This window comes from Bradyrhizobium huanghuaihaiense (assembly GCF_025200885.1).
Lineage (GTDB): Bacteria > Pseudomonadota > Alphaproteobacteria > Rhizobiales > Xanthobacteraceae > Bradyrhizobium > Bradyrhizobium huanghuaihaiense.
This window is the reverse complement of the sequence record NZ_CP104172.1, coordinates 1,672,774-1,695,000: the sequence shown is the minus strand read 5'-3', so window position 1 is coordinate 1,695,000 and position 22,227 is coordinate 1,672,774. Positions and strand designations below refer to the sequence as shown.

Below are 22,227 nucleotides of genomic sequence, written 5' to 3'. Positions count from 1 at the left end.
TCGCCACTACTAACGGAGTCTCTGTTGATGTCCTTTCCTCCAGGTACTTAGATGTTTCAGTTCCCTGGGTTTGCTTGAAACCTCCTATGTATTCAGAAGTCTCATACCTTCTCTTGATAACCGGAAATCCAAAACCTCGCGGTCATGGTCCCGATCATTTCTGGTCGAACACCAAGACACAAGGTCTTGGAGTTCCGGCTATCGAAGGTGGGTTTCCCCATTCGGAAATCCGCGGATCAAAGCTTCTTCGCAGCTCCCCACGGCTTATCGCAGCGTAGCACGTCCTTCATCGCCTCTCAGCGCCAAGGCATCCACCGAACACCCTTAAGGCACTTGATTGCTCTCATTATCAATGTCCACACACTCGGCAGAATGTTGTCCGTACGATTGCCTTGCGGCGCGCACCCTCGATGAATGCTACGTACAGCCGGACATTGACTAGAAAGACCAGCTTGCTTCGTAAGATCGTTCCGATAGCGAGGCGGTCAAGCTTCGCTAAAAGGATCATTTACAACTCGCTTGTCTCTCAAGCGCAGCCTTGTGAGCTACCTTTGAAAGACGCACGAGCGCCGAAATGATCCGGAGATAATGAAGGTTCGCGTAGCAATTGCTTGCTGCACGACCCAACTCGGATCGATCTCCTCTTTACGATGTCAGAAAACACGCAGTTCACTGTCTATCCAGACTAGTGAATGCGAAGTGATGTTTCGCGGACGACGGTGCATGACCTCGGTGATCAAACCATCTGGTGGAGCCAGACGGGATCGAACCGACGACCTCATGCTTGCAAAGCACGCGCTCTCCCAGCTGAGCTATGGCCCCGTAACCAGAAGACGAATGCTCACTCGATGTAAGTGGTGGGCCTGGGAAGACTTGAACTTCCGACCTCACGCTTATCAAGCGCGCGCTCTAACCAACTGAGCTACAAGCCCCTAACGCATATCCCGTTAAGGACCCCGGATCCTGCCATTGCAGGCCCAGCGCGTGTTCGTCCGCGAAGAAAGAGAAACGAAGACGGCGAAATCCCGCCAATGCAGCTCAACGATCTGGCGATCTGTTGGCCACTGATGTTTCTAAAACGATCCGATAGTGAGCCGAAGCTCGCTGAAGGATCATCCTTAGAAAGGAGGTGATCCAGCCGCAGGTTCCCCTACGGCTACCTTGTTACGACTTCACCCCAGTCGCTGACCCTACCGTGGCCGGCTGCCTCCCTTGCGGGTTAGCGCACCGTCTTCAGGTAAAACCAACTCCCATGGTGTGACGGGCGGTGTGTACAAGGCCCGGGAACGTATTCACCGTGGCGTGCTGATCCACGATTACTAGCGATTCCAACTTCATGGGCTCGAGTTGCAGAGCCCAATCCGAACTGAGACGGCTTTTTGAGATTTGCTAGGGGTTGCCCCTTCGCATCCCATTGTCACCGCCATTGTAGCACGTGTGTAGCCCAGCCCGTAAGGGCCATGAGGACTTGACGTCATCCCCACCTTCCTCGCGGCTTATCACCGGCAGTCTCCTTAGAGTGCTCAACTAAATGGTAGCAACTAAGGACGGGGGTTGCGCTCGTTGCGGGACTTAACCCAACATCTCACGACACGAGCTGACGACAGCCATGCAGCACCTGTGTTCCAGGCTCCGAAGAGAAGGTCACGTCTCTGCGACCGGTCCTGGACATGTCAAGGGCTGGTAAGGTTCTGCGCGTTGCGTCGAATTAAACCACATGCTCCACCGCTTGTGCGGGCCCCCGTCAATTCCTTTGAGTTTTAATCTTGCGACCGTACTCCCCAGGCGGAATGCTTAAAGCGTTAGCTGCGCCACTAGTGAGTAAACCCACTAACGGCTGGCATTCATCGTTTACGGCGTGGACTACCAGGGTATCTAATCCTGTTTGCTCCCCACGCTTTCGTGCCTCAGCGTCAGTATCGGGCCAGTGAGCCGCCTTCGCCACTGGTGTTCTTGCGAATATCTACGAATTTCACCTCTACACTCGCAGTTCCACTCACCTCTCCCGAACTCAAGATCTTCAGTATCAAAGGCAGTTCTGGAGTTGAGCTCCAGGATTTCACCCCTGACTTAAAGACCCGCCTACGCACCCTTTACGCCCAGTGATTCCGAGCAACGCTAGCCCCCTTCGTATTACCGCGGCTGCTGGCACGAAGTTAGCCGGGGCTTATTCTTGCGGTACCGTCATTATCTTCCCGCACAAAAGAGCTTTACAACCCTAGGGCCTTCATCACTCACGCGGCATGGCTGGATCAGGGTTGCCCCCATTGTCCAATATTCCCCACTGCTGCCTCCCGTAGGAGTTTGGGCCGTGTCTCAGTCCCAATGTGGCTGATCATCCTCTCAGACCAGCTACTGATCGTCGCCTTGGTAGGCCATTACCCTACCAACTAGCTAATCAGACGCGGGCCGATCTTTCGGCGATAAATCTTTCCCCGTAAGGGCTTATCCGGTATTAGCACAAGTTTCCCTGTGTTGTTCCGAACCAAAAGGTACGTTCCCACGCGTTACTCACCCGTCTGCCGCTGACGTATTGCTACGCCCGCTCGACTTGCATGTGTTAAGCCTGCCGCCAGCGTTCGCTCTGAGCCAGGATCAAACTCTCAAGTTGGACTTGAACTTTGAACCGGCTGATCACAACGTTTGACGAGGTCCCACCATTATCGACCGAAGTCGATGTGCTGCCTGCGATTCACATCGCTGGCAACGATGGTGTTTCCTTTGAAACGTGTACCGCCGAAGTCTTTCGTCCGGTCTCGATCAGAAAAGCCGAAGCCTTTCAGAAGCGAGACCCGCAAGGACTCCGCCGTCCACGTTTCTCTTTCTTCATCTTCACTTGTCAAACAGCCCGGGACCGGAGAGGCCCCAACCTTCCTGAGAGGAAGGGTTCCGACACCCTTACCGACGATGGATGAACTCCAACCGACTGGTGTCGGCTGTTGTGTCACTCAACGAGGTGAGGAGCATCAGTGGCGCGTTCGCTCGCCTTGGTCAGTGACCCGGCGGCGCCGCGCTCAGTGATTGGGGTTATAGGCCCCACCTTCCGGGCTGTCAACGCCAATCGTCAACAAATCGTCGCACAGTGGATCATCGGAAAAATTCTAGCGATTCCAGTCGATTAGAGGAGGCGCCAACGCGCGGATCGAAGCCACCCCGCAGAAAATCTCAAAAAAAGTTTGCGCGCCGGCGGGCTCCGGAGGCCGCTTTGGGGCCCCTCCAGACGCCTCCCCCTGCCCCTTCCCAACGCCACCCAGCGCCCAAGCAGGCAGAGTCCCATCCTAAGCCAGACTGAGCTCGACCTGGACCGGGCCGAGCTCCCGCGCCAGCCACACGGGCCTCTCGGGCCCGGCCGTTCATGAAACTTTTTCCGTATTAGGCGCCGTACTAGAGCCACAATCCCGCGGCGTTCTGATACAGACAAGCTTGAATCGCGGGGATGCCAGTGGGGGCTGCCGGCGGTTTGCGTGGGGTCAGAGGAGGGCGATCAGACGATGAAGCGGCCTTCTTCGGACATTCGAGAGACATCGAGAGATCTTTTTCCGCTTAGCTGTTCGTAAATTCGGCCGGCCCGTCATCGGGGCCTTCTGACCGCGGACGCCTGTGCGGCTTGCCCATTCCTGCGATGCCCCTCGAAGAGGGCGGTCAGGAAGGGGTTTGAAACCGGGCTCTTGGAAATTGGGCTCTTGGAATTGGCCTCTTGGGTCGTTGATTGGGGGACTTGGGTTGAACCACAGGACGTCACGCGGCGCTTATGGGCGTGAGACCGGGATCATCGATCTCGGCCACGAGCCGCCGCTGTCCGTCGATGGTTCGGAAGCCGCCGTCATCGACCGCCGTCGCGTCTCGGTACAATGGTTCAGCGGGACAATTTTGACCGGACTTTGCGGCGCAGCCCTGATCGGCGGCGCCGTTTTCGCTTCCCTCGACGGCGAGATGACCTTCGCCAAGGTTCCGGAACGGGTCGAAGGCGCGCTGCGTGGGGCATTCGGCGCAGCTGACCGCGCCGCCACGCTGCACAAGAGCGATCGCCTGCCGCCACCCAGTGAATCCACCGCCTCGCGCAACATCATGCGCGTCTCGACGGTCGCCCGCGTCGGCAACCGCGACGTGATGCGGGTGCGCCCCTTCGTCCGGATCGCCGGCAATCTGTCGATGACGACGAGCGATCTGTCGGCGAAGATTCCGCCGTTCAACGCCCAGCGTCTTCTCACCGACGTCGGCTCCGATCCGAAGAGTGCGTCGGAAGATCCGAACAATCCCGAAGCCGTCGAGCCCGACGCCGAGGTCTCCTTCGTGACCAAGGACCTGTCGCCGGTGCTGCCGAAAGCCAAGATCTCCGCGGTGGTGGCGCTCGACGACATCCTGATGCGGGTGCGCGATGCCGCCAACTGGCGCGGCAATGGCGGGGTGCGCTACGCCTCGCTTGCCAATGCCGCCGCCGACGTCTCCGGCGCGACCGGTCCGTCCGACATGAAGATGGCCTACGCCACCGAGGTGTCGCCGTCCGATCCCTATGCCGGCTTCGAGACGCGCGTGGTGCCGGAAAACGTCACGCTGCTGCCGAAGACCAAGGAACAGATCACCGGCGGCAATCCCAATGGCGAACGCGTCCATCTGGTCAAGAAGGGCGACAGCGTCGGCTCCGTGCTGCGCGATCTCGGCGCGACGCCTGAGGAGATCAAGGCGATCACTGCGACGCTCGGCCCGCGCGGCCGCGACGGCGGCCTGAAGGAAGGCGAAAAGCTCCGCATCCTGATGGCGCCCGCAAGCCCCGGCGCCCGGCTCCAGCCCTATCGCGTCGTGGTTGCAAACGACACCATGGTGGAAGCGATCGCGGCGCTGTCCGATCTCGGCAAATACGTCGCGGTCGACGTCTCCAGCATGAACACCGTCGCCGACGCTGCGGCCAACGCCAACAGCGACGACGATGACGACGATGACGGTACCGGCGTCCGGCTCTACCAGAGCATCTACGAGACCGCGATGCGCAACAAGGTCCCGATGCCGGTCATCGAGGACATGATCAAGATCTATTCCTACGACGTCGATTTCCAGCGCAAGGTGCAGCCGGGCGATTCCTTCGACGTGTTCTACGCCGGCGAGGACGAGGGCGTGACGTCGAGCGAAAAGAACGACGTGCTGTTCGCTTCGCTCACCGTCGGCGGCGAGACCAAGAAATATTATCGCTATCAGAGCCCCGACGACGGCGTCGTCGACTACTACGACGAGACCGGCAAGAGCGCGAAGAAGTTCCTGGTCAGGAAGCCCGTCAACAACGCCATCATGCGCTCGGGCTTCGGCGGCCGCCGCCACCCGATCCTGGGCTATGTGAAGATGCACACCGGCGTCGACTGGGCCACCGCCTACGGCACGCCGATCTTCGCCTCCGGCAACGGCGTGATCGAAAAGATCGGCACTGAGGGCGGCTACGGCAAGTATGTCCGCATCAAGCACAATAACGGCTACGAGACGGCCTACGGCCACATGTCGGCCTACGCCAAGGGCATGGAAGCCGGCAGGAAGGTCCGCCAGGGCCAGGTCATCGGCTTCGTCGGATCGACCGGCGCGTCGACCGGCCCGCACGTGCACTACGAAATCCTGGTGAACGGCCGCTTCGTCGATCCGCTGCGTGTGAAATTGCCGCGGGGGCGCTCGCTGGAAGGCCCGATGCTCGCAGGCTTCGAGAAGGAACGTGACCGGCTCGATGGCATGATGAGCGGCCGAGGCGGCGCCATCGCGCGCATGTCGGATGCAACGGGCGGACCGTTGCAGGTGACAAACCGCTAAGTCGGCGACCGCCCGACACTGTCCGGACATCTTCGAACATGATTGAACGGAACGCTGCGAAACAGCGGCCGCTTCATCGCGTCACAACGTCAAGTTTCGTTTGCCAAAGCCGTGTGACGGGCGAATACTTTCCAAAAAAACGGGAGGTCTCGCCATGAAGAACAGGCTCGCCTGCGCGGCCCTGATTGCTGCGGTTTTCTGCATCCCGCGCGCATCCGCTGAAAACTGGGAGGTTAGCAGGCTCGTTCCGGGCTCGGCGTTCCATGGCGTGCACGGGCTCGGGATCGACAACGCCGGCCATTTGTTCGCCGGCAGCGTCGCCGGCGCTGCGCTCTATGAGGTCGACATCGCCGGCGGTACCGCCAAGGTTGCAATCCCCGCCCCGGTCGGAATGGCCGACGACATTGCATTCGCGCCCGACGGCACCATGGCCTGGACCGGCTTCCTGGCCGGCGATCTCTACGCGCGCAAGGGCGACGGCCCGATCAGGAAGCTCGCCTCGGGCCTTCCCGGTATCAATTCCCTCGCCTTCCGCAAGGACGGCAGGCTCTACGCCACCACCGTCTTTCTCGGCGACACGCTCTATGAGATCGACGTCGAAGGCGTCAAACCGCCCCGCCAGATCATGGAGAAGATGGGCGGCCTCAACGGCTTCGAATTCGGCCCCGACGACAAGCTCTACGGTCCGCTCTGGTTCAAGGGACAGGTCGCAAAGGTCGACGTCGACAAGGCCGAGCTGACGGTGGTTGCCGACGGCTTCAAGGTCCCGGCGGCAGTGAATTTCGATTCCAAGGGCAATCTCTTTGTGGTCGATACCGCGCTCGGCCAGCTCGTGCGGGTCGATCCCAGGTCGGGCGCCAAGACCGTGGTCGCGCAGCTGAAGCCGTCGCTGGACAACCTCGCCATCGACGACAAGGACCGCATCTACGTCTCCAACATGGCCGACAACGGCATCCAGGAGGTCGATCCGGCGACCGGCCAGGCCAAGCAGATCATCATCGGCAAGCTCGCCCTGCCCGGCGGCATCGGTGTCACCTCGGAGAACGGCAAGGACACGATTCACGTCGCCGACGTGTTCGCCTATCGCACGGTGGACGGGGTGACCGGCGAGGTCACCGAGAAGGCGCGCATGCACGCCGCCGGCGTCACGCTCGAATATCCGATGAGTGCGACGGCGAAGGGCAACGACGTGATCCTGTCGAGCTGGTTCACCGGCACGGTGCAGGTGATCGACGGCAAGACCGGCGCAACGCGCGACATGCTGCATGGCTTCAAGGCGCCGCATGACGCCATCGTGCTCGCGGACGGCAACATCCTGGTGGCCGAGCTTGGCACCAAATCGCTGGTCCGCGTCAGCGGCGAGCACGGCAAGGATCGCACCACACTGATCGGCGACCTCGAGGGCCCGGTGGGGCTCGTCGGTGGGCCGAGCGGCGAGGTCTATGTCACCGAGGCCTTTGCCGGCACCGTCGCCAGGGTCGACAGCAACGGCGAAAAGACCGTGCTCGTCAGGGAGCTGAAAATGCCCGAAGGCATCGCGCGCGCGAGCGACGGCAGGCTGATCGTGGCCGAGGTCGGCGCGAAGCGGTTGATCGCGATCGAGCCGGAGAGCGGCAAGGCTACCGAGATCGCGGCTAACCTTCCAATCGGCCTGACCGGGGCACCTGGAGGGCTGCCGACGCATATTCCGACGGGTGTCGCGATCGGTGCGACTGGCGTCATCTACGTCTCCTCGGACGTGGAGAATGCGATCTACAAGGTAGTGAAGAAATAAGTTTTCGGCGCGTTCCAGTCAGGCGGACTTGGCGAGCCCGCCCGCGGGTTGTTCCTCTGGCCCACGCTGGGCTATGCTTTCCGCACCCGCTGCCCGCGCGTGATAATGAAGTACAGGACCGAGCAGACGCAATCGCGCGAAGCCACGCCGAGCCGCGCACCGGCGTGTCGCCTGCGCGGGTGACGCTGGTTGCGGTCGTTAGTCCCCTTAAGGTTCGCTACTACGTGGCTGTTACGGTCCATTTACCGGCGTCGCTTCTCTCGATGGTTATTTTGGATTTTCCATCGTCAATGGCTTTGGCCGCATCCGTCTTGGCCGTATCCATTGTTCCGTCTCCCACTGCCTCGGGCGCAGGCGGATCATTAAAGGTGACTGCCCCGGCAAACACGCCATTCGTCACGGTAATTTCTATTTTTGCGACTTGCTCATCTTGATCAACAAAGGTCTGCACAAGCGCTTTTGCGTCATCTTTATTCGAAATATCGACGTTCGTAGTAGTCATCGTCATCCCCCATATATACGAACGCAACTACATCGGATCGTGCGTCTTTGCGTGCTCAATCATCTGCAATCTGACGCTCCGATTGCCCGATCCAATTGCATACGCCAAAGCATTTGGAGGACCGCCCTTCGGGGAGCGTAAACCCATTTCAAACAGTCGCGCACTCATTCGTTGCAATCGCTGGGTGCGTTTCGCTCCGCTCGAGAAATACGCGACTACCCTCTTTGTAGTGGGTCCGTTAGGGTCATAGGCACCATGTTTGTGATACTGAGACATGTTCGCCTCCATCAATTGATCGAAACTACATCGGATCTTTGTTTTCACTCGCGCACTTCATCATGTTCAATCGCGCACCCCGGTTATTTGCTCCTATGGAAAAACTGAGGGCGCTCGGAGCGCCTCCCGAAGGACTACGGAATCCTACCGCGAACAAGCATTCGCTCATTCTTGCGAGCCGGTCAGCACGCTTCGGGCCTGGCGCAAAGTACGCCAGCACACGCTTGGTCGTATCTTCGCTCGGTTGGAAAGCGCCTCCCTGGAGAACCATCGCGGCTTCCTTCTGGGTGGCAGCTTCCTTGGCAGCTTCTCCCGCCTCGGCGCTCGCTTTGATCAAGCCGGCCGTCAGTGTGCCCGCACGATAGTAGTCTTCAAGATCATGTAGGGCAGCGGAGAGAGGATAGGTACGTGGAGCGAAGTTCACCTTTGAGATGATGCGGGAGGCGACGATGTCGCGCTTTGCTTCCATCTGGGCCTGCACGATTTGAATGGTCTTGTTTACAAGCAACTCTGAATCGTAAAAGCCCCTGCTTGCATTCACGCCCCCCGCGAGCGCACTCAGGGTTCGCACGGTATTAGCCGGCGTGAACACGGCCCCGGCGGTCGTCAATCCTTGCGTGACCACCGCCGTCGTAAAGCCAAACTCGCCCCGTTCCTTCGTCAGAGCGGTCTCGAACTCGGTGAATTCTGCGTCGATGATGTACATCCGGCGAGCGATGTACTCGTTGCGATAGAATATCCGATCATTGTCGGACCTGGCGAACTCGTAGCTGGTCGCGATACCAGGCAATGCTTCCCGCGCGTTCGCCACCTCTTCGGCAACAGTGTAAATTCGATCTGGCCTTCCGCGGAAGGTTTCGCACCCCGCCAATAACAGTCCAACCAGCGCAATGCCGGCAAACGACCGCCCCACGCGACGCAACTCCGCCACACCACGCATCGCACGCCCCCTTAACTCCCCGGTAAGGATTGTGGCGACGATGGGGCAGGTTGTTCAAGAGGATTCAGACATCCTCCGCGTTAAAGCGTTCTCCGTGTCGCTTTCGAACAACACCCTTTTTGCGTGCGACGCGTCAAAATTGTAGGGACGCGGCCGATTGCGGTAAGGATGCACCGTCGAGGCTGTGCGATCTCCCACCCGGCATCTGCCCCATGCGCAGATCGGCCTGCCAATTGGGGAACTGACACGATGGTCATTTGGTTGAAGTGTCCGGTGCAGCGGCAAAGGGGATGAATGCCATGCAGCCTTTGACACGAGACGACGTCATCAAGGCCGTCGGTGGAGCTGACGACCTGACCATCGCCAGCATCATTGGCACCGGCGCCACCATGGACGAGCTCGCCGAAGCCCAAGCCTGGCTCGCCAACGACGAGCCCATGATCAACGATTTGCGGCCACTGGCGCAGGGGCGGGTACGCGAGCTTGTCGATATCCTGTCGGAACTCGAAGAGGACGACGCCGAAGTTGGACCGGCCGAGCCCGACTCCGCGTTCCCAGCCGGCTAGGGCGTCAACCGGACCGACGAAAACAATTCGCCCCGGAGAAGTGAACCTCTCCGGGGCGATCTGTCGTTTCAGGCCGCGATGACGCTCAGTTCAGCTTCCGCTTCGACACCGGCGCCTCGAACTGGGCGATCTCCGCGGTCTGCGGCGCCTTGCCGTTGAAGGTCAGCACGTTGCCTTCGGAGGAGATCGCGACGGTGTCGCCGTCCCTGACGTCGCCGCCGAGGATCATCTCGGCGAGCGGATCCTGGAGGTAGCGCTGGATCACCCGCTTCAGAGGCCTTGCGCCGTAGGCGGGGTCCCAGCCCTTGGCGGCGAGCCAGTCGCGGCCGGCGGCATCGAGGCTCAGAACGATCTTGCGATCGGCCAAAAGCTTCTGCAGCCGGGCGAACTGGATCTCGACGATCCGGCCCATCTCGCTCTTCTGCAAGCGGTGGAACAGGATGATCTCGTCGACGCGGTTGAGGAATTCGGGGCGGAAATGCGCCCGCACCGTTCCCATCACCTGCTCGCGCACGGCGGCTGTGTCCTCGCCCTCCGGCTGGTTCACCAAAAATTCCGAACCGAGGTTCGAGGTCATGATGATCAGCGTGTTGCGGAAGTCGACGGTGCGGCCCTGGCCATCGGTCAGGCGGCCGTCGTCGAGCACCTGCAGCAGGACGTTGAAGACGTCGGGATGCGCCTTCTCGATCTCGTCGAACAGCACCACCTGGTAGGGCCGGCGCCGCACCGCTTCGGTGAGCGCGCCGCCCTCGTCATAGCCGACATAGCCCGGAGGCGCACCGATCAGCCGCGAGACCGAGTGCTTCTCCATGTATTCGGACATGTCGAGGCGGACCATCGCGGTCTCGTCGTTGAACAGGTACTCCGCGAGCGCCTTGGTCAGCTCGGTCTTGCCGACGCCGGTAGGCCCTAAGAACATGAACGAGCCTGTGGGGCGGTTCGGGTCCTGCAGGCCCGCACGCGAACGGCGCACGGCGGTTGCGACCGCACGCACGGCCTCAGCCTGGCCGACGACGCGGGTGCCGAGCTGCTCCTCCATCTTCAGGAGCTTCTCCTTCTCGCCCTCCAGCATCTTGTCGACGGGCACGCCGGTCCAGCGCGAGACCACCTGCGCGATGTGGTTGGCGGTGACCGCCTCCTCCATCATCTCGCCGGAGCCTTCACGCGCCTCGATCTCCGCGAGCTTCTTCTCCAGCTCCGGAATGCGGCCATAGGCCAGCTCGCCGGCCTTCTGGAATTCGCCGCGCCGCTGCGCATTGGCGAGCTCGACACGAAGTGCGTCGAGCTCGGACTTCAGCTTCTGGGCGTTGGAGAGCTTGTTCTTCTCCGCGCTCCAGCGCGACGTCAGCGCCGCAGACTTCTCCTCGAGCTCAGCCAGCTCCCTCTCCAGAGATTCGAGACGAGTCTTGGAGCCGAGGTCGCTTTCCTTCTTCAGCGCCTCCTGCTCGATCTTGAGCCGGATGATCTCACGGTCGAGCGAATCCAGCTCTTCCGGCTTGGAATCGACCTGCATCTTCAGCCGCGCCGCGGCTTCGTCCATGAGGTCGATCGCCTTGTCCGGCAGGAAGCGGTCGGTGATGTAGCGGTTGGACAGGGTCGTGGCTGCCACAAGCGCAGAATCGGTGATCCGCACGCCGTGATGCTGCTCGTACTTGTCCTTCAGGCCGCGCAGGATCGAGATGGTGTCCTCGACCGAGGGCTCGCTGACGAAGATCGGCTGGAAGCGCCGCGCCAGCGCCGCGTCCTTTTCGACGTGCTTCTGGTACTCGTCGAGCGTGGTCGCGCCGATGCAGTGCAGCTCGCCGCGGGCGAGCGCCGGCTTGAGCAGGTTGGAGGCGTCCATCGCGCCGTCGCCCTTGCCGGCCCCGATCAGCGTGTGCATCTCGTCGATGAAGAGGATGAAAGTGCCTTCGCTGCCGGTCACCTCCTGCAGCACGGCCTTCAGCCGCTCCTCGAACTCGCCGCGGTATTTGGCACCCGCGATCAGGGCGCCGAGGTCGAGCGACAGCAGCTTCTTGTCCTTCAGGCTCTCGGGCACGTCACCGTTGACGATGCGCAGCGCGAGGCCTTCCGCGATGGCGGTCTTGCCGACGCCGGGCTCGCCGATCAGGACGGGATTGTTCTTGGTCCGGCGCGAGAGCACCTGGATGGTGCGGCGGATCTCCTCGTCGCGGCCGATGACCGGATCGAGCTTGCCGTCGCGCGCAGCCTGGGTGAGGTCGCGGGCATATTTCTTCAGGGCGTCATAGGCGTTCTCGGCGGTCGCCGAATCCGCGGTGCGGCCCTTGCGCAGCGCCTCGATCGCCGCATTGAGGTTTTGCGGGGTGACGCCGCCTTTGCTGAGGATCGCGCCTGCCTCGCTGGTCTTCTCCAGCGTGAGACCGAGCAGCAGCCGCTCGACGGTGACGAAGCTGTCGCCGGCCTTCTCGCCGGCCTTCTCGGCCGCGTCGAAGGTGCGGGCGAGCTCGGGCGCGAGGTAGATCTGGCCGGCGCCGCCGCCGGAGACCTTCGGCACCTTGTTCAGGGCCTCCTCGGTCGCCTTCAGGATCGCACGGGAATTGCCGCCGGCACGGTCGATCAGACCGGCCGCGAGCCCTTCATTGTCGTCCAGGAGGACTTTCAGGACGTGAAGGGTGGAGAACTGCTGGTGCCCCTCGCGGACCGCGAGCGACTGCGCGGACTGGATGAAGCCCCTGGAGCGTTCGGTGTATTTGTCGATATTCATCTTTTCTTTCCCTCGGCCTGCCCCTGGGGCCCTCTAAGGCACCCCAAATGGCATCTTCATTGGGTTTCCGATTACCGCATTGACGTTTCTCAACCGGTAACGGTCGTCGTGGACCGGCGTGGCCGCCAGCCTGAGGCAGATGTGGGAAGCGGGTTGCGGATGCGAAAGAGGCGACTTCACAATTTCGTGCGCTGATCGGCCGGCTTGGCGGAGCTGCGTCGAATCCCCTAAGTAGCGGCATGAAAGCCAGCCAGACCGCCGAAATCACCGGCCTCTACCGCTACCCGATCAAGGGCCTGACACCGGAGGCCCTGCCCCGCGTCCCCTTGCGGCGCGGGGAGACGCTGCCCGCCGACCGCCGCTACGCCATCGAGAACGGCCCGAGCGGCTTCGACCCCGAGGCGCCCGAATGGAAGCCAAAAATCCTGTTCCTGATGCTGGCGCGCAATGAGCGCCTGGCCTCCCTCGACAGCCGCTTCGAGGATGCGACCAACCGCCTGACCATCCGCAAGGACGGCCAGATCGTCGCCAGCGGCGATCTGGAGACCGCCGCCGGGCGCGCCGCCATCGAGAGCTATTTCACCGAGAATTTTCAGCCGGAACTGAAGGGTCCGCCGAAGGTGCTCTCGGGCCGCGACCACAGCTTCTCCGACGTCGCCCGCAAGGTCGTGTCGATCATCAATCTCGACAGCGTCCGCGCCATCGAGACCATGCTCGGCGGCACCGCCGTGCACCCGCTGCGCTTCCGCGGCAATCTCTACGTCAAGGGCTGGCCGGCCTGGTCCGAGCTCGACCTCGTCGGCCAGACGCTCGCGATCGGCGAGGCCCGGCTGAAGGTGGTCAAGCGCATCGTCCGCTGCCCGGCCACCAATGTCGACCCGGTGACGGCCAAGCGCGATCTCGAGATCCCGCCGACGCTCTCGCGCCACCTCGGCCACATGGACTGCGGCATCTATGCCGAGGTGATCGAAGGTGGCGAGATCGGGGTGGGCGATGCGGTTGCGGTGGAAGCGCCGAGACTGGTGTGAGCCGACGTCGGCTCGACACACTCCGTCATTGCGAGCGCAGCGAAGCAATCCAGAGATCTGTCCGCTGAGGCAGCCTGGATTGCTTCGTCGCTTCGCTCCTCGCAATGACGACGGCGATGAGCGTCAATTCGGCATCACATACGCATAGATCCGGCCGCGCGAGACCGGCGCCTCGCGGACGCGGTTGCCGTTGTTGCCGGAGATCATGATCGGATTGCCCTGCGCGTCGATGCCGGTGATGATGCCGACATGACCGCCGCGGCGGCCGCGCGACATCACCGCGATGGCGCCGACCTGCGGGCCGGAGACGCGCGTGCCGTACCGTGCGAACGAGTTCGCCATGTCCGAGCCCGTGCCACGATGGCCGGTGTGCTCCAGCACCATGTTCATGAAGCGCGCGCACCACAGGCTGCCGCGCCCGGTCGGATTGCCGCCGAGATAGCGGCGCGCCTCGGACACGAGGCCCGATCCGCCGCCGAAGCCGCCGCTGGCAGCCATGCCGTTATTGCCCGCACCGCCGGCGCTGGCATTCGGATCATAGCTGGCCTGCGTGTCGGCGAAGCCGCCCGCCTGCAACTGCGCCGCGCTGCGCTCGAAGCGCGAGCTGCGTGCATGATGGCGATAGTGATGATGTCTGGCGTGGTGCACGTGAGTGTGCCGCTCTGCGCTATGACGATGATGCGGCCGCGCCGAGGCCGGAGAAACGAATGCGGCGACCGCCGCGAAGAAAACCGCCAGCGCGACAACACAACGCGACAGGCGGAACACAAACAACTCAAACATTCTTCATCCTTCGTTGACACCCCTCTTTCCCGCCGGCCCGTGCCGTGGCCGACATCCGCTGGGGCGTAAAGCTTCCGGATGTGGCGAGAAAAAGACGCAACGCCCGCGAATAGCTGCGATGATTTTGTGCCGGTGCTGGTGCGAAGCTGCCGCATTGCGGACATCAGCATTAACTGCAATCCTGCAAAGGCGGCCCGAAGAGAGGGAAACAGTTAATGCCCCACGCCACGACCTGGGATGACGTCCGCATCTATTTCGAAGAGGCGGGTCAGGGAACGCCGATTATTTTTCTGCACGAGTTCGCGGCCGACCACACCAATTGGGAGCCGCAGATGCGCTACTTCTCGCGCGGCCACCGTTGCATCACCTATTCGGCGCGCGGCTACACGCCGTCGGACGTGCCTGATGGCGAGGTCTACACCTACACGCATTTCTACACCGATGCGCTGGCCGTGCTCGACCATCTCAAGATCGAGCGCGCGCATCTCGTCGGGCTCTCGATGGGCGCCTACTCCTCGCTCCAGATCGGCGTGACCGCGCCGCATCGCGCGCTGTCGATGACGCTCGCCGGCGTCGGCTCCGGCTCGGAGCTCGAGAACTTAGAGGCCTGGCGCAAGCAGTGCCGCGCCAATGCCGAGCAGTTCGAGACGCTGGGCTCCGCTGAAGTGGCGAAGGTCACGCGCGAGGCGCCGAGCCGGATTCCCTTCCTGGTCAAGGATCCGCGCGGCCACGCCGATTTCTACGCCGCGCTGGCGCGCCACGATGCGAAGGGCTCGGCCAACACGATGCGCGGCTTCCAGGGCGGCCGTCCCTCGATCTACACGATGGCGGACACGATCGCGAAGGTCGCTACGCCCGCGCTGATCATCTGCGGCGACGAGGACGACCCTTGCGTCGGGCCGAGCCTGTTCCTGAAGAAGCATCTGCCGGCGGCAGGGCTCGCGATGTTTCCGAAATCGGGCCACGTGCTCAATCTCGAGGAGCCCGCGCTGTTCAACGAAAGCGTGGAGCGGTTCGTGACGCTGGTTGAGGCCGGGCGCTGGCCGGTGCGCGATCCGCGGTCGCTGGCGGCGCATTAGAGCGAGGGCGCCGCCAAGTATTCCGTCATTGCGAGCGCAGCGAAGCAATCCAGAATCCCGCCGCGGGGACAGCCTGGATTGCTTCGTCGCAAGAGCTCCTCGCAATGACGGAGAAACTACTTCCCTCCGCCCCGGCTGAGCAGAAATACGCCCTGCTCGCCGAACATGTTCCACACCCACCAGGGCAGGTTCAGCGGCACCGGGCGGCCGTAGAGATCGAGCGCCACCGAGCGCTCCATCTTGACGTTGATGGCGTCGCACAGCTCGACGAAATCCTTGATGGTGCAGAAGTGGATGTTGGCGGTGTCGTACCAGGTCGCCGGCAAATTCTCCGTGCGCGGCATGTGCCCCCCGATCAGCAGCTGCAGCCGCATCTTCCAGAAGCCGAAATTCGGGAACGAGACGATGGCGCGATGGCCGATGCGCAGCAAATTCTCCAGCACGACCTTCGGCTGCCGCGTCGCCTGCAGCGTCTGCGACAGGATCACGTAGTCGAAGGCATCATCGGGATAGTTGACGAGGTCGGTATCGGCGTCGCCCTGCACCACCGCGAGGCCCTTGGCGACGCAGCGGTTGACGCCCTCGCGCGACAGCTCGATGCCGCGGCCGTCGATGCCGCGAGCCTCGAGCAGCTGAAGCAGGTCGCCGTCGCCGCAGCCGACATCGAGCACTTTCGAGCCCGGCTTGACCATCTCGGCCACCAGCAGATGGTCGGCGCGAACCTGGCCGGACTGCCCGGCCGCAACGCCGCCCAGCGGCAGAACTTCCTGCACTGACATTGCTAGTCACCCCCACCATTCAGTCCGCGCGCCTTGCCGGCCGATTGCAGGAAGGCGCGGGAGATGTCGAAGAACTCGGGCACGTCGAGCAGGAAGGCATCGTGGCCGCGATCGGTCTCGATCTCGGCAAACGACACCCGCGCGCTCGAGGCGTTCAACGCATGCACCAGCGCGCGCGATTCCGAGGTCGGAAACAGCCAGTCGCTGGTGAAGGAGACGACGCAGAACCGCGTCTGGATGCCGGCGAAGGCCTTCGCCAGCACGCCGTCATGGTCGGCGGCGATGTCGAAATAGTCCATCGCGCGCGTCAGATAGAGATAGGCGTTGGCGTCGAAGCGCTCGACGAAGGACGAGCCCTGGTAACGCAGATAGGACTCGACCTGGAAGTCGGCGTCGAACGAGAAAGTCGGAAGCTCGCGATCCTGCATGCGCCGGCCGAACTTCCGATGCAGCGCCGCGTCCGAGAGATAGGTGATGTGCGCCGCCATGCGTGCCACCGCGAGGCCGCGATGCGGATGGATGCCGCGATCGGCATAGCCGCCGTTGTGCCAGTCGGGATCGGCCATCACGGCCTGGCGGCCGAGCTCGTGGAATGCGATGTTCTGCGCCGAGTGCCGCGTCGAGCAGGCGATCGCGAGCGCAGAGAACACGCGGCTCGGATAGGCCGCGGTCCATTGCAGCACCTGCATGCCGCCCATCGAGCCGCCGACCACGGCGAACAGCGTGTCGATGCCGAGCCGGTCGATCAGCATCGCCTGTGCGCGCACCATGTCCGGAATGGTGATGACGGGGAATTCCAGGCCCCACACCTTGCCGGTGGCGGGATTGATCGAGGCGGGCCCGGTCGAGCCCATGCAGCCGCCGATCACGTTGGAGCAGATGATGAAGTACCTGTCGGGATCGAGCGGCCGGCCCGGGCCGACCAGGGTCTCCCACCAGCCGGGCTTGCCGGTGACGGGATGCACATTGGCGACGTGCTGATCGCCGGTCAGCGCATGACAGATCAGGATCGCGTTGGAGCGATCGGCGTTGAGCTCGCCATAGGTCTGGTAGGCGATCTGGAACGGGGAGAGATCGACGCCGCAATCGAGCCGCAGCGGCTGCTCAGCGCCGAAATGCGCGACCAGCGAGCTCGGATGATCGACCTCGTGCGATCGATCGTCGGCACTGATCGCGGGACTTGGAATGGACTTGACGCCAACCATCTGACCATCGACCTCGTTTGCGATCGGACTTCAGACCGCATTGACATCAGGCCATGAAAAACCCGGCCTGAACGATAGGTTCGGCCGGGATCGGAAGCGTCCCCGGCCTGTTTAGCGAGTTTTTTAACGTGGCTGCAAGCCGGCCGGCTCAAATGACCACGGAACAGGCAAAAACCTACCGGCTTGGACGGTTTTCGTCAAGTCGCGGCCCGGATCAGCCAAATTCATCCCTGCCGCGCCGGCCGAGCAGGCCTAATTTCCCTTTGCATTTCTCTTTGCTTTCGTCGCCCTGACTGCCTAATCAGGACGTTGATCGCAGCGGATCGGACCTTACCAATCTCGTTGGCCGGCCCGCATTGGAACGCCTCTCAACAACCACTGTCAGATATGTCCCAACGTCCGCCCGCGCCACCATCATTGCAGGAATTGCGCAAGGAGATCGATGCGATCGACGAGAGCATGCATCGCCTGCTGATGCAGCGCGGCGACATCATCGACCGCCTGATCCAGGTGAAGCAGACCCAGGAGGTCGGCTCGGCCTTCCGCCCCGCGCGCGAGGCCTCCATGATGCGCGAAATCGTGCAACGTCATCGCGGCATCCTGCCGCTCGACACCGTCGAGAGCATCTGGCGCGTCATCATCTCGACCTTCACCTATGTGCAGGCGCCGTTCTCCGTGCATGCCGACATCTCGGTGAGCGAGCCCGCGATGCGCGATTCCGTCCGCTTCCATTTTGGTTTCACGGTGCCCTACGTCGCGCATTTCAGCGCGCAGGCCGCAGTCGAGGCGGTGGCGAAATCCAAGGGCGACCTGGCGCTGGTCTCGGCGACCTCCAGCCGCACACCGTGGTGGCTGGAGCTGGAGGCAGAAGGCGCGCCGAAGATCATCGCGCGGATGCCCTTCGTCGAGCGCGCCGACCATCCGGCCGCGCTGCCCGTATTCGCGATCTCGCGCGTCGCCGACAGCGCCCTGGTGACGGAGGTCGAGACCTTCAGCGTTCGCGTGTCGGGGTGGAATGCCGAGGTCGCGCGCACCCTGTCGCCGCTCGCCGACATCGTGGCGGTGCCCGATACCGCCTTCGACGGCGCGGCGCTGCTGGTCTCGGTCACGGCTGCGAGCAGCATCGACAAAATCAAGGCTGCCCTGATCGAGGCGGGGGCCTCGGTGCGCTCCACGGCCCTCGTCGGCAGCCACGCAACGCGCTATACGGTGGCCCCGACCGGGTCGAAATCGTAAATCGCGTACCGCCTAAAGCCTATCCGGAGTTGAAGATGTCCCGCCCCGTGCCGAACCCCGGCATTCTCGATATTGCGCCCTACACGCCCGGCAAGACCCCGGTGCCGGAGCCGGGCCGCAAGGTGTTCAAGCTCTCGGCCAACGAGACGCCGTTCGGGCCCTCGCCCAAGGCGATCGAAGCCTTCAAGAACGTGGCGGGTCATCTGGAAGACTATCCGGAAGGCACCTCGCGCGTGCTGCGCGAAGCGATCGGCCGCTCGTTCGGCCTCGATCCGAACCGCATCATCTGCGGCGCCGGCTCGGACGAGATCCTCAACCTGCTCGCCCACACCTATCTCGGCCAGGGCGACGAGGCGATCTCCACCACCCACGGCTTCCTGGTCTATCCGATCGCGACCATGGCGGTCGGCGCCAGGAACGTGATCGCGGAGGAGACCAACCTCACCTGCAACGTCGACGCCATCCTGAAGGCGGTGACGCCGAAGACGAAGCTGGTCTGGCTCGCCAACCCCAACAACCCGACCGGCACCTACATCCCGTTCGACGAGGTCAAGCGGCTACGCGCCGGCCTGCCCTCGCATGTGCTGCTGGTGCTGGACGCCGCCTATTGCGACTACGTCTCGCGCAACGATTACGAAATGGGGATCGAGCTCGTCGCCACCACCGAGAACACGGTGGTGACGCACACCTTCTCCAAGATCCACGGCCTTGCGGCGCTGCGCATCGGCTGGATGTTCGGCCCCGAGCACATCATCGATGCGGTCAACCGCATCCGCGGTCCCTTCAACGTGTCGACGCCGGCGATGTATGCCGCGGTCGCCGCGATCGAGGACACCGCGCATCAGGCGATGTCGAAGCAGTTCACCGAGACCTGGCGCAACTGGCTCACGGAGGAGATCACCAAGCTCGGGCTGAAGGTGACGCCGAGCGTCGCCAATTTCGTGCTGATCCACTTCCCGACCGACAAGGGCAGGACCTCGGACGACGCCGATGCCTTCCTCACCAAGCGCGGCCTCGTGCTGCGCGCGCTGAAGAACTACGGCCTGCCGCATTCCCTGCGCATGACCATCGGCACCGAAGAGGCCAACCGCCTCGTCGTCGATGCCTTGCACGACTTCATGGCCGGCAAATGAGCGCGAACCCGCATTTCCAGCGCGTCGCCCTGATCGGCTTCGGCCTGATCGGCGGCTCGATCGCGCGCGCTGCGAAGCTCCAGGGCCTGGCTTCCGAGATCGTCACCACCGCGCGCTCGGAGAAGACGCGCGCGCGGGTGATCGAGCTCGGCATCGTCGACCAGGTGGTGGCCACCAATGCGGAAGCGGTGAAGGATGCCGATCTCGTCATCCTCTGCATTCCCGTCGGCGCCTGCGGGCCGGTGGCGCAGGAGATCGCGCCGCATCTCAAGCCCGGCGCAATCATCTCCGACGTCGGCTCGGTCAAGGGCGCGATCGTCAGGGACATGGCGCCGCACCTGCCGAAGAACGTCCACTTCGTGCCGGCGCATCCGGTCGCGGGCACCGAGCATTCGGGGCCGGATTCCGGCTTCGCCGAGCTCTTCATCAACCGCTGGTGCATTCTCACGCCGCCGGAAGGCGTCGATGCCGCTGCCACCGATCGCCTGCGCGCGTTCTGGGCCGCGATGGGCGCCAAGGTCGAGATCATGACGCCGGATCATCATGATCTGGTACTCGCGATCACCAGCCATCTGCCGCATCTGATCGCCTACACCATCGTCGGCACCGCCGACGAGCTGGCGCAGGTGACAGAGTCCGAGGTGATCAAATTCTCCGCCGGCGGCTTCCGCGATTTCACCCGCATCGCGGCCTCCGATCCGACGATGTGGCGCGACGTATTCCTTGCCAACAAGGAGGCGGTGCTAGAGATGCTCGGCACCTTCACCGAGGATCTCGCCAAGCTGACCCGCGCGATCCGGCGCGGCGATGGCGAGGCACTGTTCGATCACTTCACCCGCACCCGCGCGATCCGCCGCGGCATCGTCGAGATCGGCCAGGATTCGGCCGCAGCCGATTTCGGCCGCCAGCACGGGCAGCTCGCGAAGAAGCCTTAGCCACCCCTCTCTCCTCCGTCATTGCGAGGAGCATAGCGACGAAGCAATCCAGACTGTTTCCGAGGAGAAAGTCTGGATTGCTTCGCTTCGCTCGCAATGACGAGGGCATCAATACAGCTGCGTAGCCCGGATGGAGCGCAAGCGTAATCCGGGACAGTGCCAGCCGTATCGAAGAACCCGGATTGCGCTTCGCTCCATCCGGGCTACGGGAGCCAATCAATACAACGGCGGGATCTGGCCAACCTTGACCGGGCCGAGCAGCACGGCACCGTCGACGAATTTCAGCGGAAAGCTTCTCGCCTTCTTGCCTTCGAGCGTGCTCTCGGTGCCGATCGAGTTGATGCCGGCGGCAACGCCGGCGTTGGCGTTCTGCTTGATGACCTTGCCGAGGCCGGGAACGGCACGGTCGAGCGCGCCAAAGAGATTGTTGAGGTCCTGCGACTTCACACCGGGCGCGACGCGATCCAGCGTTGCCTGCGGCACGCCCTCTTCCAGCATCTTCTCGATCCCGAGCGCGGGGATCACGCGCTCTAGGCCGGTCACCGTCATCTGCAGCTCGCCGTCGAGTCGGCCATTGGCCGACAGGCCGAGCGTGCCGGCCGCGACCGCGATCATCTCACCCTGCTGGATGCGCGACTGCACGATCTCGATATGACCGCCGGCAGCCTGGATCTCGCGGAAGCGCTGCGGCCATGGCTTTGGCGTGAGGTCGGAGAGGCCCGTGATCTTGGCGCGCGTGTCGGCCTCGAACGGCTCGGCGAGCAGGGGGTGAACGCCCTGGATGCTGCCCTGCGCGACATGGAGCACGGTCTCGATCACGGGATGATCGGCCGGCGAGCCATCCGCAAGGCGGCCATGCAGCTCGATCTGCTTGGCGCGCGCGAGCGGCACCTGCACGCTGCCGTCCAGCCGGTTGATGTTGGGATCGTCGAACACGAGGGAGGCGCGCTCCGGCACGGCCGGCAGGCCGACGACGCTGCTGCGGCCCTTGCTCCAGTTCACCACGAAGGTGTTTTGCGTGACGCCGTCGGTGAGCGTCGCCGGTGCCGAAAACTCGGCGATCACGAGCTTGGGATCGTAGACCTGCGCAACGACCAGGATGTTGTCGAGCTTGGCCGTGAACGGCGTCTTGCTGGCGTTCTGCGAGACCAGGGCGACGCTGGCGCCGGAGCACTGGACCTCAAAGCGGAACGGGAAGCCTGCGATCGAGCGCTTGGCGCAATCATAGATGCGGCCGGACTTGGCCTCCTGCGCGCGCCAGGCGTCCGCGGCGACCTCGGCCTGCGACGCGGCATAGAACCAGAAGCAGGTCCACGCGACGGCGAGGATCAGCAGGAGAACGGGTGCGATGAAAAGGCCCCAACGGGAGCGGCGGCCTGTGGCAACGGTCATATCGGACATGCGGCGACCCTTTGGCCCCAGATTCAGGCAAATGTAAGCGGAGCCGGCCCCCGACGAAAGACGGAGAATTCGCTTCGC

General features: G+C 63.0%; 15 protein-coding genes, 2 tRNA genes, 2 rRNA genes and 1 riboswitch (1 of these 20 only partly in view). Of the genes, 8 read left to right on the top strand and 11 right to left on the bottom strand.

From position 1 onward, the window contains the following. The 4 genes from N2603_RS08025 to N2603_RS08010 all read right to left on the bottom strand — a co-directional run. Window positions 1-339 (bottom strand): 23S ribosomal RNA (locus N2603_RS08025) (it extends 2,507 nt beyond the left edge of the window). 407 nt (window positions 340-746) lie between these two features. Further along, window positions 747-822 (bottom strand) — tRNA-Ala (locus tag N2603_RS08020). Between the two features lie 33 nt (window positions 823-855). Then, window positions 856-932 (bottom strand) — tRNA-Ile (locus N2603_RS08015). Between the two features lie 190 nt (window positions 933-1,122). Further along, window positions 1,123-2,611: ribosomal RNA gene (locus N2603_RS08010) — 16S ribosomal RNA — on the bottom strand. The 16S and 23S rRNA genes sit together here with 2 tRNA genes alongside, the layout of an rRNA operon. Before the next feature lie 1,112 nt (window positions 2,612-3,723). Here N2603_RS08010 and N2603_RS08005 point away from each other — a divergent pair. Both N2603_RS08005 and N2603_RS08000 read left to right on the top strand, forming a co-directional pair. Further along, window positions 3,724-5,787, top strand: a complete 2,064-nt coding sequence (locus tag N2603_RS08005) for a M23 family metallopeptidase (RefSeq protein ID WP_260388320.1) — start codon at window positions 3,724-3,726, stop codon at window positions 5,785-5,787. Between the two features lie 154 nt (window positions 5,788-5,941). Continuing rightward, window positions 5,942-7,561, top strand: a complete 1,620-nt coding sequence (locus N2603_RS08000) for an NHL repeat-containing protein (protein WP_260388319.1) — start codon at window positions 5,942-5,944, stop codon at window positions 7,559-7,561. A gap of 220 nt (window positions 7,562-7,781) precedes the next feature. On the opposite strand, the gene N2603_RS07995 is transcribed toward N2603_RS08000, so the two are convergent. Then, window positions 7,782-8,063, bottom strand: coding sequence for a hypothetical protein (locus N2603_RS07995; protein WP_260388318.1), 282 nt, complete (start codon window positions 8,061-8,063; stop codon window positions 7,782-7,784). A gap of 301 nt (window positions 8,064-8,364) precedes the next feature. Next, window positions 8,365-9,279 (bottom strand): hypothetical protein, encoded by a 915-nt coding sequence (locus N2603_RS07990; RefSeq protein WP_260388317.1) that lies wholly within the window; start codon window positions 9,277-9,279, stop codon window positions 8,365-8,367. Window positions 9,280-9,578: 299 nt separating this feature from the next. Here N2603_RS07990 and N2603_RS07985 point away from each other — a divergent pair, with 299 nt between their 5' ends. Continuing rightward, window positions 9,579-9,845 carry a hypothetical protein gene (locus tag N2603_RS07985; RefSeq protein ID WP_260388316.1) on the top strand — a complete coding sequence of 89 codons (267 nt, stop codon included), beginning with the start codon at window positions 9,579-9,581 and terminating at the stop codon, window positions 9,843-9,845. 85 nt (window positions 9,846-9,930) lie between these two features. Here N2603_RS07985 and clpB read toward each other — a convergent pair whose 3' ends face one another. Beyond that, complete coding sequence (gene clpB / locus N2603_RS07980) at window positions 9,931-12,570, bottom strand: ATP-dependent chaperone ClpB (RefSeq protein WP_260388315.1); 2,640 nt, start codon at window positions 12,568-12,570, stop codon at window positions 9,931-9,933. A 239-nt stretch (window positions 12,571-12,809) separates the two neighbouring features. On the opposite strand from clpB, the gene N2603_RS07975 reads away from it, so the two are divergent. Beyond that, entirely contained in the window at window positions 12,810-13,598 is a 789-nt protein-coding gene (locus N2603_RS07975; RefSeq protein WP_260388314.1) for an MOSC domain-containing protein, read from the top strand. A gap of 123 nt (window positions 13,599-13,721) precedes the next feature. Here N2603_RS07975 and N2603_RS07970 read toward each other — a convergent pair whose 3' ends face one another. Beyond that, window positions 13,722-14,381 carry a TIGR02594 family protein gene (locus N2603_RS07970; protein WP_260388313.1) on the bottom strand — a complete coding sequence of 220 codons (660 nt, stop codon included), beginning with the start codon at window positions 14,379-14,381 and terminating at the stop codon, window positions 13,722-13,724. Between the two features lie 215 nt (window positions 14,382-14,596). Between N2603_RS07970 and N2603_RS07965 the strand changes: the two genes are divergently transcribed. After that, entirely contained in the window at window positions 14,597-15,460 is an 864-nt protein-coding gene (locus tag N2603_RS07965; RefSeq protein WP_260388312.1) for an alpha/beta fold hydrolase, read from the top strand. 116 nt (window positions 15,461-15,576) lie between these two features. On the opposite strand, the gene metW is transcribed toward N2603_RS07965, so the two are convergent. Both metW and metX read right to left on the bottom strand, forming a co-directional pair. After that, window positions 15,577-16,239, bottom strand: coding sequence for a methionine biosynthesis protein MetW (gene metW, locus N2603_RS07960; RefSeq protein WP_018646552.1), 663 nt, complete (start codon window positions 16,237-16,239; stop codon window positions 15,577-15,579). Between the two features lie 2 nt (window positions 16,240-16,241). Then, window positions 16,242-17,444 carry a homoserine O-acetyltransferase MetX gene (gene metX / locus N2603_RS07955; protein ID WP_018646551.1) on the bottom strand — a complete coding sequence of 401 codons (1,203 nt, stop codon included), beginning with the start codon at window positions 17,442-17,444 and terminating at the stop codon, window positions 16,242-16,244. A gap of 90 nt (window positions 17,445-17,534) precedes the next feature. Beyond that, a riboswitch (SAM riboswitch) is annotated at window positions 17,535-17,614 on the bottom strand. A gap of 217 nt (window positions 17,615-17,831) precedes the next feature. On the opposite strand from metX, the gene N2603_RS07950 reads away from it, so the two are divergent. The 3 genes from N2603_RS07950 to N2603_RS07940 are packed head-to-tail and all read left to right on the top strand — an operon-like array spanning window position 17,832 to window position 20,748. Continuing rightward, the gene (locus N2603_RS07950; protein ID WP_260388311.1) at window positions 17,832-18,680 is read left to right on the top strand and encodes a chorismate mutase; all 849 of its coding nucleotides are present in this window, start codon (window positions 17,832-17,834) and stop codon (window positions 18,678-18,680) included. Between the two features lie 35 nt (window positions 18,681-18,715). After that, the gene (locus N2603_RS07945) at window positions 18,716-19,813 is read left to right on the top strand and encodes a pyridoxal phosphate-dependent aminotransferase (RefSeq protein WP_260388310.1); all 1,098 of its coding nucleotides are present in this window, start codon (window positions 18,716-18,718) and stop codon (window positions 19,811-19,813) included. Beyond that, the gene (locus N2603_RS07940; protein WP_018646548.1) at window positions 19,810-20,748 is read left to right on the top strand and encodes a prephenate/arogenate dehydrogenase family protein; all 939 of its coding nucleotides are present in this window, start codon (window positions 19,810-19,812) and stop codon (window positions 20,746-20,748) included. Before N2603_RS07945 ends, N2603_RS07940 begins: the two co-directional genes overlap by 4 nt. Before the next feature lie 216 nt (window positions 20,749-20,964). Here the strand turns inward: N2603_RS07940 and N2603_RS07935 are convergent, their stop codons facing one another. Beyond that, window positions 20,965-22,149 carry a DUF2125 domain-containing protein gene (locus N2603_RS07935; RefSeq protein WP_260388309.1) on the bottom strand — a complete coding sequence of 395 codons (1,185 nt, stop codon included), beginning with the start codon at window positions 22,147-22,149 and terminating at the stop codon, window positions 20,965-20,967. Window positions 22,150-22,227 lie beyond the last annotated feature (78 nt).

Bases quoted from the DNA above. Each gene is read 5' to 3' on its own strand.
- N2603_RS07975 (WP_260388314.1), top strand. From the start codon at position 12,810: ATGAAAGCCAGCCAGACCGCCGAAATCACCGGCCTCTACCGCTACCCG.
- N2603_RS07995 (WP_260388318.1), bottom strand. From the start codon at position 8,063: ATGACTACTACGAACGTCGATATTTCGAATAAAGATGACGCAAAAGCG.
- N2603_RS07985 (WP_260388316.1), top strand. From the start codon at position 9,579: ATGCAGCCTTTGACACGAGACGACGTCATCAAGGCCGTCGGTGGAGCT.
- clpB (WP_260388315.1), bottom strand. From the start codon at position 12,570: ATGAATATCGACAAATACACCGAACGCTCCAGGGGCTTCATCCAGTCC.
- N2603_RS07945 (WP_260388310.1), top strand. From the start codon at position 18,716: ATGTCCCGCCCCGTGCCGAACCCCGGCATTCTCGATATTGCGCCCTAC.
- N2603_RS07950 (WP_260388311.1), top strand. From the start codon at position 17,832: ATGTCCCAACGTCCGCCCGCGCCACCATCATTGCAGGAATTGCGCAAG.
- N2603_RS07970 (WP_260388313.1), bottom strand. From the start codon at position 14,381: ATGTTTGAGTTGTTTGTGTTCCGCCTGTCGCGTTGTGTTGTCGCGCTG.
- N2603_RS07940 (WP_018646548.1), top strand. From the start codon at position 19,810: ATGAGCGCGAACCCGCATTTCCAGCGCGTCGCCCTGATCGGCTTCGGC.
- N2603_RS07935 (WP_260388309.1), bottom strand. From the start codon at position 22,149: ATGTCCGATATGACCGTTGCCACAGGCCGCCGCTCCCGTTGGGGCCTT.
- N2603_RS07965 (WP_260388312.1), top strand. From the start codon at position 14,597: ATGCCCCACGCCACGACCTGGGATGACGTCCGCATCTATTTCGAAGAG.
- metW (WP_018646552.1), bottom strand. From the start codon at position 16,239: ATGTCAGTGCAGGAAGTTCTGCCGCTGGGCGGCGTTGCGGCCGGGCAG.
- metX (WP_018646551.1), bottom strand. From the start codon at position 17,444: ATGGTTGGCGTCAAGTCCATTCCAAGTCCCGCGATCAGTGCCGACGAT.
- N2603_RS08000 (WP_260388319.1), top strand. From the start codon at position 5,942: ATGAAGAACAGGCTCGCCTGCGCGGCCCTGATTGCTGCGGTTTTCTGC.
- N2603_RS07990 (WP_260388317.1), bottom strand. From the start codon at position 9,279: ATGCGTGGTGTGGCGGAGTTGCGTCGCGTGGGGCGGTCGTTTGCCGGC.